This window comes from Neobittarella massiliensis (ex Bilen et al. 2018) (assembly GCF_900289145.1).
Lineage (GTDB): Bacteria > Bacillota > Clostridia > Oscillospirales > Ruminococcaceae > Neobittarella > Neobittarella massiliensis.
The window spans coordinates 195,944-211,172 of record NZ_OKQO01000001.1 but is presented as its reverse complement, the minus strand read 5'-3'; the positions used below and the strand labels follow the sequence as shown (position 1 = coordinate 211,172).

Genomic DNA, 15,229 nt, shown 5'->3' with positions numbered 1-15,229 from the left:
GACTTTCTGTCTCTATTCCTCGCTCTCCTGTACCAGCTGCTGCAGTGCCTCCTCGTTTAACACCTTCAGATGGTTGCCCCGCACGGCAATGAGCCGCTCCTCGCGCATGGTCTTTAAAATGCGGTTGGTGCTGCGCATGCTGGTGGCCAATATACCCGAGAGCTCATCCTTGCCAATATCCACCTCGCCGCCGGGCTGCAGGTGATCCAGCAGCAGCATCGCCGCCCGCACCTTCAGCGGGCGCACCGCCGACGACACCCCGTACTCCGAGGCCTCGGCCATCTGGCGGGCAAAGCGGCGCAGCAAAAACAGGCTCCAGTCCGGGTCCTGCCGCACCCACTGCAAAAACAGCGCCTTGGGGATCTTCATGGCCGAGCAGGCCGTCACCGCCAGCACATTGCGCGAGATCGCGTAGCCGTCGTCCCGCAGCGCCTCCACCTCGCCGAACAGCTCCCTGTTTTTCGAGCCGATATACGAGATGATGATCTCGCCGTTTTGCGCGTAGTGGAACACTTTGACGTCCCCCTCCAGCAGCAGGTATACCGTATCGGCCTCGTCTCCGCAGCGCATCAGGTATTCCCCAGCGGCAAAATGGCAGTGTTCCATCTGTTCCCGCAGCGGCGGCGGACAGTGTAAAAACCGCTCGGTGATCTCTTTTGACTGCAACTCCTTCACCCCTCTGCCCATGTGTCCACTGTGCACGCTCTCTTCTGTTTTTCAGTATAGCAAATTTTTTCCGGCTGTGGCACTACTACCCTGTGCAAAATTTACGCTGCTTTTTTAGCTCAATATACCAAAAAGTGATCGACTGGGGTTCAATTTGTCATCCCGCCCGCAGCCCTTCACCGCTCAAATAGGGCCGTCTCCGCCCGCCGGGGCGCCAGCAGCCAGCACTGCCTGCCACTCGATCAGCGCCGCCTTCAGCCACCGCCGCGCGCTGCTGCAAAAAGCAGCGGCACAGGAGCCGTGCCCCTGTGCCGCTTGCCTGGCGAAACACCCCTGCGGGTGCCATGATCTATCGTTTCTCTCGGTCTGTTTTTACTGCCCAAAGGCGGGAGAACTGTTTACTTCTTGGTGTTCTCCAGCAGCTGGCAGAGGATATCCACGTATTTTTGGCGGTCGGCGTGCAGGGCCACTTTGCAGTTGGGCTCTTTGGCCTCCATGCGCCCATTGAGGATATCGAACATAGTCACGCCGTAAGCCGAGCCGCGACCGCAGTCCACCACACAGGGGGCGTCCATCACGTCCACCAGCACGGTGGGGTCTACCAGAGCCGCCACACACAGCGGGTCGTGGATCGGGGCGGCGTCCTCCACCTCGACTTTTTGCCAGCTGCTGTAGCCAAAGATGCGCTGATCCACCAGATCGGCCACCACCTCGGCCGGGCGGGTGCCGATGGCGCGGATGCGGGCGGCGTCCTCTTTGGTCAGGTAGGCCTGATGGGTGGCGTCCAGCGGCACGAAGGTAAAGTTCTTGATACCGGCATCCAGCACCGCCTGAGCGGCCTCGGGGTCCAGCCATACGTTGAACTCAGCCAGCGCCGACTTGTTGCCGATGCGGAAACCGCCGCCCATGTACATCACCTCTTTGATCTTCGAGACGATGCGGGGCTCAATGCGGATCGCGTGGGCGATATTGGTCAGCGGCCCCAGGGGGATCAACGTGATCGACTCCTCCTCGGCGGCCATCAGCGTGTCTACCAGCCAGCTGACCGCATTTTGGTCCTCGGCTTTTTTGGTGGCCTTGGGGCACTGGTCGATATAGGTTCCGTGGATGTTGCGGTATTTTGCGTCTGCGGGGGCCTCGTACTGGGGGTAATTTTTGCGCAGGCCCAGCATGCAGGAGGTCCAGGGCAGCGCGCACCCCTGGTACACCGGCACGGTTCCGCCCATCAGCTCGCTGATACGCAGGCTGTTCTCGGTGGTGATGGGAACAGCGCGGTTGCCGTTGACGGTAGTGATGCCCAATACTTCAAAGTCGGGGTTGGCCATGGCGGCGATCAGGGCGATCGCGTCATCCGAGCCGGTATCGACGTCTAGAATTACTTTTTTCTTTTCCATGGTACGGTCTCCTTTTACTGCTGGTGCAGATTGTCACACCGGGCGTCCACATCCCGGTTTTTTCTCACAACGTCCAGTATACGGATTTCACCTGGCCGCACAAGGACCGTTGTCCTTTCATTCATTTTTTGTCGTATAGTACAAAACTCTTCCTCTCCTTTCATCACTGTTGCCCAGCTGTCCGCGCCTTTTTCTGCCACCTCTGCGCAGCTTTTCCCCGCACTGCTCCCCAATGGCGCCCAAAATAAGATGTCGTTACCCCCGCTCCTCGCGCCGCCACATTGCCGGTGCCACCCTATCTGCCGGCTTTTCCCGGGGTACCCAGTAACCGGCGGACCCGGGTCAGCCCTATTAAGAGCCAGCACCGATCGCCGATCAGCGCCGGATCTTCCATGTACCGCCCGCAAATCAATAGACAGGTCCGCGCCGCACGGGCGGCCATCTTCTCTCATCGTCGGGGTACCAACAGCAGCACCTTTGCTCTCTGCCCCAATAAAAAGCCTTCTTGCAATATTGCATACGGGCACCGGCCAAGTCGCGGGCTTCCTCTAAACAAAAAAGCAGAGCCGTACCCCGCGGTACAGCTCTGCTTTTCAGCTCATCTTTTTTTCTCTACCGATCACTCAAAAAACTTTTTAGCCTCTTCCACCACTTTGGCCTCCAGCTGTGGGGGCAGCGGCTCGTAGCGGGTAAACACAAAGGTAAAGCTGCCGCGGCCCTGGGTAGTCTGGCGCATGGTGGTGGTAAAATCGCTCATCTCCGCCATGGGGATCTCCGCCACGATCTCGGTATAACCGCCGTCCTGCGGGTCCATACCCAGCACGCGGCCGCGCCGCTTGTTCACCTCGCCCATAATGTCGCCGGTGTTCTGCTCCGGTACCAGCGCATTCAGGGTGCCGATGGGCTCCAGCAGATAGGCGCCTGCCTGCTTGATGCCCTCTTTGTAGGCCAAGCTGGCCGCCGTCTTAAAGGCCAGCTCCGACGAGTCCACCGGGTGGTACGAGCCGTCAAGCAGTGTCGCCTTCAGGCCCACTACCGGGTAACCGGCCACCACACCGTGTTGGATGCTCTCCTGCAATCCCTTTTCTACCGCCGGGAAATAGTTTTTGGGTACCGCACCGCCAAATACTTTCTCCTCAAATACCAGGCCCTCACCGTCGCAGGGCTCGAACTCGATCCACACGTGCCCGTACTGCCCGTGGCCGCCGGTCTGTTTTTTGTATTTGCCCTCTACCTTTACCTTTTTGCCAATGGCCTCCCGGTAGGCGACCATGGGCTTTTCCAGCTTGGCGTCTACGCCGTACTTGCTCTTGAGCCGCGAGATGACCACATCCAGGTGCTGCTCCCCCATACCGGTGAGCACCTGCTGCTTGGTCTCCTTGTCGGTGGCAAAATGCAGCGTCTGGTCCTCCTCGCACAGCTTTAAGATCCCCTGCCCGATCTTCGACTCATCGCCCTTATCCACCGGCTGTACCGCCATAGCATAGGTGGGGACCGGGAAACTGGGGGCCAGCACCTTATACACCTTTCCCTCACGGCACAGCGTGTCGCCGGTAAACACCCCCGACAGCTTGGTCACTGCGCCGATATCGCCGGCCGGCAGTTCTTTGGTATCGATCTGCTTTTTGCCGCAAAGGTATACCATCTTGCCCATCTTCACCGCCTCGCCGCGGGTGCCGTTATACAGCTTTAAGTCGCCGGTCAGCTTGCCCGACAGCACCTTCACGAACGACAGCCGACCCACAAACGGGTCGTTGACGGTCTTAAACACATAGGCCACCGGGTCGCCGGCGGGGGCGCAGGGCAGCGATACCGGCTCGCCGCTCTCATCCTCCACCCCACTCGACTCGTCGTGTGCCGCACTGGGCAGCAGGTGGGCCATCATATCGGCAGTCAGGTCCACCGCCTCCAGCATCAGGGCACTGCCGCAGATGACCGGCGTAATGGCCCCGTCCTTTACCCCCTGCTGCACGCCGCGGCGCAGCTCTTCCTCGGTAAACTGCTCGCCCGAGAAAAACTTTTCAAACAGCTCTTCGTCAGCCTCGGCCACCGCCTCGCTCATGGCCGAGCGCAGGCCCTCCAACCGGTGCTCCATATCCGGCACCGGCACCTCGCTGGGGTTGCCCCCAGCGTCATAGGTGTAGGCCTTGTCGGTGATCAGGTTTATGTAGATATTCCTGTCGCCGTCGCGGCAGGGCACCACTACCGGACAGACCGAGGGGCCAAAAGCGCTCTTTAGCTCCTCCAACACCTTGTAAAAATCGGCGCTGGGGCGGTCCATCTTCGACACATATACCATGCGCGATTTGCCGTTTTTCACCGCTGATTTATAGGCTTTCTCAGCGCCTACCGACATGCCCGACTTGCCCGACACCACGATCAATACGCTCTCACAGGCGCTCATTGCCTCGCACTGGGCCCCTTCATAGTCAAACAGTCCCGGGGCGTCGACCATGTTGATCTTGCGCTCGTCCCCGCCGCGCACCACCTCTACCGGCACCACCGACGAGAACACCGAGGTGCCCCGCTTGATCTCCTCCTCAGTATAGTCGCTGACCGAGGTCCCGTTATCCACCTTGCCCAGGCGGTCACTCTGTCCTTTGCACCACAGAATAGCCTCTACCAGCGAGGTCTTTCCCGCATTGCCATGACCCATGACAGCGACGTTTCTGATCTTCTCCGGCGTATACTGTTTCACAAAATCACATACCTTTCTGTAAATCTATGGTGCATGGCAGCCCCAGATCGGGCGCATATCCTGCGCGCCCGGCCGCCGAACGGGCAGATTACACAACAGTTTTCGGTCTGTCTGTGTACACCTTGCCCAATACTTGCAGCATCTGATTTTTTATTTTAGTTTATATTACCACGGAACTGCCATAAAGAATATACATATCCTGTCACAAATCCGCCGCCACATCTTAGACAGTTTGACGAACGCCGCTCCACGCCGCACGCTGTACGCCGCCGGGCAGCAAAAAAGAGAGGCTTTTCGCCGCCGGGCGGCGAAAAGCCTCTCTTCTATCAAACTTTCCTTATAGGGCCGCCACTCACAATCTCTTCGCGCAGGGCAGCCCGATAGACAGCACCAGCCATACCATCTGGTACAAAAACAGCACCGAGGTAGAGATGAGCCCCTGGCCGAACACCATCGAGAACAGCACCGCCAACAGCAGGGCGATACCCGCCCCCACCGACTGGATGACCACCGACGCCGTCACCTGGCTCTTGGCGTGAAATGCGCTGAGGATGCCCTGGGCAAACGAGATGAACGAACCCATCGTACACAGCGCACAGTCGCCCGGCAGGTCAGCCGGTTTTTCCTCCAGCTGCGCAGCCGTATGGCTGTGGATGACGGTGAACATGTCCTCTGGCAGATCGTAGACCTGGGCCACCCGCTGGGCCGTCAGGTTGGGGTCCTTGGTCTTTACAGCCAGCAGCAGCCCGGTGGGGTCCAATTTTTGCAGCATCTCGGCCACCTGCGGGTTCTGGTTATAGCTGAGCACGAACATGGCCGTCAACTCGCCCGAGGTAGCCAGATACAACAGCTCCCGGGTCCCGTCGCGGCGGTACTTCTTCTCGTAATCGGCCGACGGCACGTCCACTCCGTGGTTGAGCATCAGCTCCCGATTTCCCACCAGAATGCGCTTGTTGTCGATCCAGCAGGAGTACCCCATCCCGTTTTCATACACGTAACTGTCAAACGACAGCAGGATGTCGGTGCGGTTTTCGATGACCTTTAAAAATACCGAGGAGATAGCCGAGTCCTTGGAACACACCACGCTGGCGGTCTTGAGGATGGCCTCGTCGATGCGCTCGCCGCCAAAAGTCTTGATGCCGTGCAGCAGCACGCTGCCGCGGGGGAACAGGTCGGCGTCCGACACCACCACCGCATTGAGGTCCTGCAGCTTCTCCACCGCCGAGTAGCCCGACAGCACCCCGCCAAAGCGGTTGAGATACTTGCAGATACGTGAAAACGGGATGTTGAAGCACAGCATCAGCGAGAAGGGGCACACCGCGCAGAGTATCAGCGCCACGGTGGAGCTCACCGCTACCACGTCGCCACGGGTAATGAACAAAAAGCAGCCCACCAGCAGCGCTACCACCGCCCCCAGCACGCCCAACACCCGGGCGCACTTATCCGAAAAGTCCTCCGAAAAGCTGTGGCTGATAAAGCCCGATAGCTCCCGGCAGGGCCGGCGGTAGGCCACCTGCGGGTCGCGGATCGCCACGCCTTTCACGATGTTCTCCGCCAAGCTCGCCGGCTCCACCAGCTCACAGGTGTACTTTTCGATGTCCGAGGTGATGAACTTGTAGTTGCGCAGGATGCGGCACACCATATTGAGCTTGCCCATACAGTTGCAAAACAGCGCCATCATGGCCACCGCCGAGTAGAGAAACACCCCCGACTTGGCCATCTGGTCGGCATTAAAAAACAGCACCACGTACTGCAGCAGGCAGCCCAAAAAGCACAGCCCCACCGGGGAGTCGTTGTCCCCCTTCAGGGTAAAGGTGTACCCCAGCCCGCCAATAACGGTAGATGTGCAGCACAGCACACCGCCCAACAGCAGTACCAGCCCCAGACCCAAATAGACAAATGGGGCGTCTACCGGCGACAAAAAGCCCGGCAGCGGCAGCGGCAAGATGGGTGCTAAATTGTGATACAGCAAAAGCAGCGTCAAGATACCGGTGACCGATATGCGCATGCGCAGCTTGCCCTTTAGCGAGATCAGCCGCTCCAGCGCCGCGTGCTCGTCATCGGCCTGGTACACATCCTCCTCGTCGTCGGCGTCGGTGTACAGGTCCGGCTCGTCCTGCTCGGTAAACGCCTCGTCGGGGCCGATGCCCGGTTCAAACTCCCCCTCGATCTGCTGGCGGTCGATCTGGAAGTTCTTCACCTTGCTGGCCCGGGCCCGCTTGAGCAGCTCCCGGTCGCCCAGGTGCATGGTCTCCTCCACCAGCGGCTCGATCTTCTCCTCCAGCCGCCGGCCCATCTCAAAGGTGCCCGAGGCCTCGTCGGCCACCAGCTGGCTCACCGGCTTGTCATCGGCGCGGATGAGCATCTCGTCGGTGGCAAAAAAGTTGATGGGCACCGCCCCCTTTTGCTGGTGCGGCCCGGCCACCGGCGGTCTTTCTGCCGCCGCCATCTCGGGTGCGGCGGCCTCCGGCTGAGCTGGCTGTCCTCCGCCCACCGGCTCAGCAGCCCGCGCGGCGGGCGCCTGGTCCATTGCGGGCGCCGGCGCGGCAGGCGCTGTCGCCCCGCGTGCAGACTCACCGCTCTCAGCGCGCGCCGTCTCCTTTGGGGCCGCCCCTTTTTCCGCCGGCGTCAGCTCGCTCTGCTGCGCCTGCCGGCGGGTCTCGTCGATCACCTGCTGGTGCGACTTCTCAGCGCTTTTTTTAACGCGGCCAAACAGCCCCTTTTTCTCTAAAGCAGGGCCGGCGGCCGCCTTTTTCCCCAGGTCGGGGCTGGTCACCCGCTCCTGGCGCGGCATCTCCGCGGCGATCTCGGGCACGATGTCGTCGGGCGTCTCGCTCTCTTTAAAAAAGCTGGCCATCTTCTGGATGCGTATCTGCTCGGTGTCGGTGATCTCGCGCTTTTGCACCTTGCGCGGCACGATATCGTGGTGGATGGTCTCCTGCAGCTTGTCCTCGCCGCCGCCAAAAAAAGCGGCCGCCTTGGGCAGCAGCGCGGTCTCCTGCTCCCGCAGGGCCACCTTCTCCGCCACCGCCTGCATCACCGGTTTGGGTCTCTGCCCTTCTTCTTTTGTCCCGGCAGCCGGCGGCTGGTCGGCGGGGGCAATATGTACGGCGGCAGGGGCCTTTTTCGCCGCCCGCTCCTGCTGCAGCTCCTGCAGCAGCGCGTCGGCCCGGCTCACCTTGGCCCGGTCGGCTGTCGCGGTCGGCCCGGTGTGTTTTTTGCGCACCTGATCGAGGATCTCGTCGACGATGGCATTTTTGGTGAGCGTGTCGTACTTCCTGTTTTTCTCCATCTACTGAGCCCCCTTTTTCGCCGCCAGCCGCTGGCCCGCTACCTCGTACAGGACGATGCCCGCCGCCACCGAGGCGTTGAGCGAACTGATCTGCCCCAGCAGCGGCAGGCTCACCGCGCCGTCACAGCTCTGGCGCACCAGCCGCGACACGCCTTCACCTTCGCTGCCCACCACAATGGCCACCGGCCCGCCAAAGTCCTGGTCGCGAAAATTCACCCCGTCCATGTCCGCACAGTACACCCACACGCCGGCCTCTTTCAGCTGCTCGATGGTCTGCACCAGATTGCCCACCCGGCACAGCGGCAGGTGCTCACAGGCCCCGGCCGAAGACTTGTACACCGTCGTCGAGATGGGTGCACTGCGCCGCTTGGGCATCAGCACCCCGTGGGCTCCGGCGCACTCGGCAGTGCGGATGATGGCCCCCAGGTTATGGGGGTCGAGTATGCCGTCACACAGCACCAAAAACGGGGCCTCCCCCCGCTGTTTGGCGCGCTGCAGCACCTCCTGCAGGGTGTAGTAGTGCACCGGGCTGGCAGCGGCGACAACGCCCTGATGATTCTGCCCCGGGCACAGCGCGTCCAGCTTTTTGGCGTCGGCGTCCTTGATGATGACCCCCCGCTTTTTTGCCGCGGCGACCACCCGGCCCAGGCCCTTGCCGGCGCCGGACCGCTGCAGGTAGATACAGTCTATCTCCCGCCCGGCCTCCAGCGCCTCATATACGGCATTTCTGCCGGCAATAAATTCATCGTACATGGTATCTGACCCCTCAAAAGGTAAAGTGGTCCGCCCCGCGCCCTGATCGGCGCCGTCGGCAAACACAGATATATACTCATAGATATTTGTATTATAGCATACATCTTTGGCAGTTTACACGGTTTTTTTACAAGATGCGACGGCAACTTTTACCGGTCCTGTCCCGTCCTTTGGCACCGCTCTCCACAGCGGGCACTCCTTTTTTTGCCGCCGCTCTTAGCGCGCAAAAAAGCGGCGGCGCGGGCCTTTTGTCCCACACCGCCGTCTGTATCTTATCGGCTTAATCGGTCACCGGTCAGTGCAGCAGCAGCCACCCCAGCCCGGCCCCGGCAGCCAGCACCGCCAGGTATCGCACTCCGGTGCGCAGCAGCCAGCGCCAGTCGCGGCGGGGGCGGCAGCTGACCATGCCGGTAATGGCGCCCCCCGCCTGGCGGTGCAGCTGGGTGTCGCTGAGCCCCAGCCGCGAGCTCTTGACGATGACGATGGCCCGCTCAAAACAGTCCTCCTTGCCACCTACGATCTCCACTACCTTCTTGTTCACACCCCGCACCACATCCGGTCCCCCCTGCCAAAAAAATTCTGTGCCGCCCGCGCTCTTTTCGGGCTAATACTATCTTTGTCAGTTGTGGCCCCGCTTTATACGCCCGCCGCCAAAACTGCCATCAGGCAAAAGCTGGGCACACTGCACGGGTACAGGTTTTGACACTGCCCATACCGCCGTTATACAGACAGTATTGATATTGGTTTACATAATTTGTGTGGAGAACTATGTTGAAATGGTGGAATACCCGTTACACAAGATTTTGCCAACGCGTTAAAAGCGCCGTTTACGGCGGTGGAATGGATATGTGGAAATTTCAAATTATGTAAACTCGCATCTTCATTCCAAAGCAGGATAACGCTAAAAAAGCAAGAGGTTTCTCCCTGTTTTCCTCCACATTTTTTGCGGGAAAAATCACCGTCCGATTTGGGCGAACTGTTCAGTTGCCCAGTAACGGGGCAGCTGTTTACAAAAATTACAGTTCCGCAAGCTCTATTTTTTCTGGTATACTGAGACCATCGCCGCTGTCGGCCGGCAGCGGCACAAGAGAGGGGCGTCTGCATGGTACCAGTCATCCAGGCCGCCCGCAGTCCCGGTCTCAGCACCCGGCTGCAGGGCGACACCTATATCATCGAAAATACCCGCGATACGGCGCCGCCGTTCTCGCTGCCGCTCACGCTGGATTGCGGCCAGGCCTTTCGCTTTGGCCAGGACCACCTGGGCCGGTGGTACGGCGTGGCCGGCGACGTGCTGCTGTGCGCCCAAACAGTCAAAGATCGGGTCGAGTTCTACGGAGTCAGCGCCGACACCGCCGCCTTTATCGATCACTACTTCGACCTGTCCTGCGACTATGCACCGCTCAAAGAGCTGTTTTGCCGGCGCCGCCCGCTGCGGCTGGCTGTCGAGCAGTTTCCCGGCATCCGGGTGCTGCGGCAAAACGCCTTCGAGGCGCTCTGCACCTTCATCCTCTCGCAGAATAACAATATCACCCGCATCAAGGGGCTGGTCCAGCGGCTGTGCCAGCTCACCGGTCAGCCGTTTTGCTCGCCGCTCTACCCCGGCCGCACCTTCTACCGCTTTCCCGCCCCGGCCGACCTGGCCGGGCTGGAGGTCTCCGATCTGGCGCCGGTCCGGGCCGGCTTTCGCGCCAAGTACCTGCTCGATGCCGCCCGCCGGGTCCACGCCGGCCAGGTAGATCTCGAGCGCTGCCGTACGCTGCCCATCGACGAGGCCCGGCAGCACCTGATGCAGATCTACGGGGTGGGCCCCAAAGTGGCCGACTGCGCCCTGCTCTACGGCCTGTATCGCACCGAATGCGTGCCCATGGATGTATGGATGAAACGGGTGATGAAAGAGCTGCTGCCCGGCGGCTTTCCCCGCTATATGCGCCCCTATGCCGGCATCGCCCAGCAGTTTTTGTTTCACTACGCCCGTCAAAACGCCGCCCTTTTTAAAGAAAAGGAGCCGGCCGCCCCGGCAAAAGACAGCCCGTCGATTGGCGGATAGCGATACAATGCGCCCCGGCCGCCGGTCAAAAACCGCAAAAATGCCAAAAGGGGTGTAAATTGTCTTTTCATTTGCAGTCCCGTTTGTTATAATAAAGACAAGTTCGGGCCTACATACCCATGGGGTGGTGGGGCGCAACAATATTTTAGGAGTGTGATCTTTATGCCACTGGTAAACACCAGAGAGATGTTCAAAAAGGCATATGAAGGCGGCTATGCGATCGGCGCTTTCAATGTAAACAACATGGAGATCGTTCAGGGCATCACCGAGGCCTGCAAAGAGCTGCAGGCTCCGGTCATCCTGCAGGTTTCCGCCGGCGCACGCAAGTACGCCAACCACACCTACCTCACCAAACTGGTCGAGGCTGCCGTCATCGAGACCGGCGTGCCCATCGCCCTGCACCTGGACCACGGCAACAGCTTTGAGCTGTGCAAGAGCTGCATCGACGGCGGTTTCACCTCGGTCATGATCGACGGCTCGCACCTGCCCTACGAGGAGAACGTGGCTCTGGCCAAAAAAGTGGCCGACTACGCCCATCAGTTCGACGTGACCGTCGAGGCTGAGCTTGGCCAGCTGGCCGGCATCGAGGACGACGTCAAAGTCGACGCCGAAAACGCCTCCTTCACCGACCCCGCCCAGGTCGAGGACTTCGTCACCCGCACCGGGGTCGACTCGCTGGCTATCGCCATCGGCACCAGCCACGGCGCCTACAAATTCAAACCCGGCCAGAAACCCCAGCTGCGCTTCGACATCTTAGAGGATGTCTCCAAACGGCTGCCCGGCTTCCCCATCGTGCTGCACGGCGCCTCTTCGGTGGTGCCCGAGTTCGTCGAGATGATCAACAAATACGGCGGCGAGATGCCCGACGCAATCGGCATCCCCGAGGAGATGCTGCGCCAGGCAGCTACCATGGCCGTCTGCAAGATCAACGTCGACTCCGACCTGCGCCTGGCTATGACTGCCGCCGTCAGAAAGTACCTGGCCGAGAATCCCTCTCACTTCGACCCCAGACAGTACCTGGCTCCGGCCCGCGACGCCATCCGCGACATGGTCAAACACAAGATCACCGATGTGATGGGCTGCGCCGGCAAAGCCTAAACTCCTATCATGTTCTCATAAAACGGGTGCGGCAGCTGCCGCACCCGTTTTTTATCCCCGCCCCGGTCCTGCCCCCCAACGAATATCCCCCACACCAACAGGAGGTACCTCTTCCATGACCCGCATCCTCTTCATCTGCCACGGCAGTATCTTGAAAAGTCCCGAAAAAGCCAATAAAATCAATGGTTTCGTGGCAGATAAAGGCGTTTACTACACCACTACTACACCATTTCTGAAGAGCCTTGATATGACAGGAAAAGCAAGTTAAAATATAATTATTATGGGAAATCGAGGTGACATGATGGAAAAACATTTGATACCATATCAATCAGTTATTACAGAAATTAAAAGTATTATTTCTTCTGGACAAGAAGCAGCCTATAGTGCCTCCAGTAAGGCAATGCTGCTTACTTATTGGAATATTGGTAAACGGATTGTAGAGCAGGAATTGGGCGGCAGTGAACGTGCAGAGTACGGTAGAGGTTTAATTTCTGCATTAGCGGAAGATTTAACAAAGGAGTTTGGTAAAAATTATTCCAAAAGAAATCTGCATTATTATATTAAATTTTATCAGTGTTTTCCTGATGAGCAGATTGTGAACGCATGCGTTCACAATCTTAATTGGACACATATTCGGAGTCTTCTTCGTGTTACAGATGAAAATGCACGATATTGGTATATGAAAGAAGCAGTTGATGAAAACTGGAGTTCAAGAACCTTAGACCGCAATATCAGTACACAATATTATCATAGACTTCTTCAAACCCCGAAAAAAGATGCTGTAATTGAAGAAATGAAAAGGAAAACTGCGGAATTTCAAAAAAATCAATTCGAACTAATCAAAAGTCCGGTGATTGCAGAATTCCTTGGCTTCAAAAATGAGGATACTTACTTAGAGGGAGATTTAGAATCTGCTATTCTTTCACATATTAGAGATTTTTTGATGGAATTGGGCAGAGGATTTGCGTTTGTGGCTCGTCAGCAACATATTGTAACGGAAACTTCGGACTACTATTTAGATCTTGTTTTTTACAATATCGAACTGAAGTGTTATGTCCTAATCGATTTGAAGATGGGAAAAATTACTCATCAGGATGTAGGACAAATTGATATGTATGTGCGTATGTACGATGATCTAAAGCGAGGACAGGGAGATAATCCTACCATCGGGATTTTATTGTGTTCAGAAACTGATGAGGATATCGCCAGATATTCGGTACTTCATGATAATGACAGATTGTTTATGTCGAAATATTTGACTTATTTGCCTACGAAAGAGCAGTTGAAAGCAGAGATTGAGAGACAGAAAGAAATTTTTTCTATGCAGCATCCAGTTTTACAGGAGAATGGTGAGTAGAGAAATAGATACTAGGAGAAAAATATATGTGGAATGATATTGAAACTACAACAGATTATTTGCACTTTTCAGTTGTATCTAAGACAGTTGCAGATTTTATAATTGAATCTGGAGATAATCCTATATCTATAGGGGTGTCGGGCAGCTGGGGTGTCGGAAAATCATCCATGATAAAAATGATTGGTAAAAATTTGAGCGAGCAGTCTGGTGATAATAAATATATATTTCTTGAATTTAATGCATGGTTGTATCAAGGATATGAGGATGCGAAAACTGCTTTGCTTCAGTCAGTGACGCAGAAATTGACTGAAGAAATGCAGAAACAGAAAATTGGCAAAGATGATGAACTTGGAAAGAAATTTAACAAATTTCTAAAACGTATTAATTGGTTTCAAGTGTCAAAATTAGCATTGCCTTTATTGGCGGGCTTTATTCCGGGGGCAGCACCAATCGGTGTTATTGCGAATTTTGCGAATGCGGTGAAAAACAGCTGGAATAACCGTGATAAAAAGTCTGAAAATGGAGAAGCAATAAATACTGCATTTGAAGGACTGACTCCAGAATTGGAAAATCTTTTGAAAGAAAACGAAGAAATAGTAGAGCCTGTGACAAAACAAATTGAAGAAATTCGAGAAGAATTTGAAGAAATACTTGGACAACTAAAAGTGACGCTTGTTGTTTTAGTAGATGATTTAGATCGGTGTTTGCCAGAAACAGCAATTTCGACATTAGAAGCAATGAGATTGCTATTATTTGTGAAGAGAACAGCATTTATTATTGCTGCTGATGAACAGATGATAAGAAACGGAGTACGAGCTCATTTTAATGGAGTAGAATTATCGGATGGGCTAGTTACAAGTTATTTTGATAAACTGATTCAAGTGCCAATAAAAATACCGCATTTGGGAATTGCGGAAGTAAAAGTGTATATAGTTCTTCTATTTATGGAATTGGAAGTTAGAAGAGGCAAATTGGAACAAAAGATCTTTTCCGATGCACAAAGTAAACTAAGTAGTATGTTGTCCAAAGCTTGGGAAGATGATATAACTGTGAATAAAATTGAAGCAGTTTTTGATGATAGTACAAAGACGCTTATGAAAGAATCTGTTTTAATCGCAGATCAGTTGGCTGGAATTTTGGTAAATGCTGATAATATCAAAGGGAATCCAAGGCTTATAAAACGATTGTTGAATGCACTTGAAATTAGAAAAAAAGTTGCAAAATTTAACGGAATGACATTAGACTCAGGCGTGCTAGTAAAGATGTTATTGTTTGAAAGATGTGCATCAGAAGGGGCATTTGATTATTTGGCTAAGGAAACTGCAAATGCTGTAAATGGAAAACCAGAATTTCTACAAAAGTTAGAAGATAGCTTGAAAAATGGTGAAAAATACGAAGCTCCAGATGCTGCATGGAATAATGATTTTGTGTGGAACTGGTTGTTGATTGAACCAAAACTGAGCGGAATGGATTTGCGCCCATTACTATATCTTAGCAGAGATAAAGTACTATCTTTCGCTGCGTATGATGAACTTTCTGCTAAAGGGGAAGAATTATTAACTGCATTAAAGAAAGTAAAGAATGGTACATATGTGAAAGACCTTGTTGAATCAATTAAGTCTGTAGGAATAAAAGAAGCTGAAAAACTACTGAAAAGAATAATTAGTTTGGGGCGTAATGAGCAATGGAATGCAAATATTTTGTTTGCAGCAGTGCATATTACAGAAGCTTTTTCTGAATTAGGACGTAATTTAGTTTCAGCTTTGTATGAGATTCCTGCAAAATCCCGAAAAGCTCCAATTATTCCGGTTATTGCTGAAAAAGAATGGGCTAAAGATATGTTGAAGCAATGGTATGGGGATTCAGAAACACCGGAGAGTGTTAAAAGGGCGATATCACAAAATACACAAAGAAAATAGGGGTG

At 55.3% G+C, this 15,229-nt stretch carries 11 protein-coding genes; 5 read left to right on the top strand and 6 right to left on the bottom strand.

Annotated elements, in window-relative coordinates:
* Positions 1-12: 12 nt before the first annotated feature.
* The 6 genes from C6Y32_RS01040 to C6Y32_RS01015 all read right to left on the bottom strand — a co-directional run bounded on the left by C6Y32_RS01040 (position 13) and on the right by C6Y32_RS01015 (position 9,344).
* Positions 13-666 carry a Crp/Fnr family transcriptional regulator gene (locus C6Y32_RS01040; RefSeq protein WP_164998059.1) on the bottom strand — a complete coding sequence of 218 codons (654 nt, stop codon included), beginning with the start codon at positions 664-666 and terminating at the stop codon, positions 13-15.
* Positions 667-1,064: 398 nt separating this feature from the next.
* On the bottom strand, positions 1,065-2,060 hold the full coding sequence (locus tag C6Y32_RS01035; RefSeq protein WP_105203305.1) for a nucleoside hydrolase: 996 nt from the start codon (positions 2,058-2,060) through the stop codon (positions 1,065-1,067).
* 619 nt (positions 2,061-2,679) lie between these two features.
* Positions 2,680-4,758, bottom strand: a complete 2,079-nt coding sequence (locus C6Y32_RS01030; RefSeq protein WP_105203304.1) for an elongation factor G — start codon at positions 4,756-4,758, stop codon at positions 2,680-2,682.
* Positions 4,759-5,110: 352 nt separating this feature from the next.
* Positions 5,111-8,050 carry an HAD family hydrolase gene (locus C6Y32_RS01025; protein ID WP_105203303.1) on the bottom strand — a complete coding sequence of 980 codons (2,940 nt, stop codon included), beginning with the start codon at positions 8,048-8,050 and terminating at the stop codon, positions 5,111-5,113.
* On the bottom strand, positions 8,051-8,803 hold the full coding sequence (gene rlmB / locus C6Y32_RS01020; protein ID WP_105203646.1) for a 23S rRNA (guanosine(2251)-2'-O)-methyltransferase RlmB: 753 nt from the start codon (positions 8,801-8,803) through the stop codon (positions 8,051-8,053).
* A gap of 295 nt (positions 8,804-9,098) precedes the next feature.
* Positions 9,099-9,344 carry a hypothetical protein gene (locus C6Y32_RS01015; protein ID WP_129589359.1) on the bottom strand — a complete coding sequence of 82 codons (246 nt, stop codon included), beginning with the start codon at positions 9,342-9,344 and terminating at the stop codon, positions 9,099-9,101.
* 561 nt (positions 9,345-9,905) lie between these two features.
* Here C6Y32_RS01015 and C6Y32_RS01010 point away from each other — a divergent pair.
* The 5 genes from C6Y32_RS01010 to C6Y32_RS00995 all read left to right on the top strand — a co-directional run bounded on the left by C6Y32_RS01010 (position 9,906) and on the right by C6Y32_RS00995 (position 15,224).
* A complete protein-coding gene (locus C6Y32_RS01010; protein ID WP_105203301.1) occupies positions 9,906-10,850 on the top strand; it encodes a DNA-3-methyladenine glycosylase family protein in 945 nt (314 codons plus the stop codon).
* A 162-nt stretch (positions 10,851-11,012) separates the two neighbouring features.
* Positions 11,013-11,948 carry a class II fructose-1,6-bisphosphate aldolase gene (gene fba / locus C6Y32_RS01005; RefSeq protein ID WP_105203300.1) on the top strand — a complete coding sequence of 312 codons (936 nt, stop codon included), beginning with the start codon at positions 11,013-11,015 and terminating at the stop codon, positions 11,946-11,948.
* 115 nt (positions 11,949-12,063) lie between these two features.
* Positions 12,064-12,216 (top strand): hypothetical protein, encoded by a 153-nt coding sequence (locus tag C6Y32_RS15210; RefSeq protein WP_164998058.1) that lies wholly within the window; start codon positions 12,064-12,066, stop codon positions 12,214-12,216.
* A 30-nt stretch (positions 12,217-12,246) separates the two neighbouring features.
* Positions 12,247-13,305: a PDDEXK nuclease domain-containing protein gene (locus tag C6Y32_RS01000; RefSeq protein WP_105203299.1), complete on the top strand. Its 1,059-nt coding sequence runs from the start codon at positions 12,247-12,249 to the stop codon at positions 13,303-13,305.
* A gap of 26 nt (positions 13,306-13,331) precedes the next feature.
* Positions 13,332-15,224 carry a KAP family P-loop NTPase fold protein gene (locus C6Y32_RS00995; protein ID WP_105203298.1) on the top strand — a complete coding sequence of 631 codons (1,893 nt, stop codon included), beginning with the start codon at positions 13,332-13,334 and terminating at the stop codon, positions 15,222-15,224.
* The last annotated feature ends 5 nt before the right edge of the window (positions 15,225-15,229 follow it).

What these genes read in the sequence shown, in the direction of transcription:
- C6Y32_RS01035 (WP_105203305.1), bottom strand. Translation starts at nt 2,060, where the DNA reads ATGGAAAAGAAAAAAGTAATTCTAGACGTCGATACCGGCTCGGATGAC.
- C6Y32_RS01025 (WP_105203303.1), bottom strand. Translation starts at nt 8,050, where the DNA reads ATGGAGAAAAACAGGAAGTACGACACGCTCACCAAAAATGCCATCGTC.
- rlmB (WP_105203646.1), bottom strand. Translation starts at nt 8,803, where the DNA reads ATGTACGATGAATTTATTGCCGGCAGAAATGCCGTATATGAGGCGCTG.
- C6Y32_RS01010 (WP_105203301.1), top strand. Translation starts at nt 9,906, where the DNA reads ATGGTACCAGTCATCCAGGCCGCCCGCAGTCCCGGTCTCAGCACCCGG.
- fba (WP_105203300.1), top strand. Translation starts at nt 11,013, where the DNA reads ATGCCACTGGTAAACACCAGAGAGATGTTCAAAAAGGCATATGAAGGC.
- C6Y32_RS15210 (WP_164998058.1), top strand. Translation starts at nt 12,064, where the DNA reads ATGACCCGCATCCTCTTCATCTGCCACGGCAGTATCTTGAAAAGTCCC.
- C6Y32_RS01000 (WP_105203299.1), top strand. Translation starts at nt 12,247, where the DNA reads ATGATGGAAAAACATTTGATACCATATCAATCAGTTATTACAGAAATT.
- C6Y32_RS00995 (WP_105203298.1), top strand. Translation starts at nt 13,332, where the DNA reads ATGTGGAATGATATTGAAACTACAACAGATTATTTGCACTTTTCAGTT.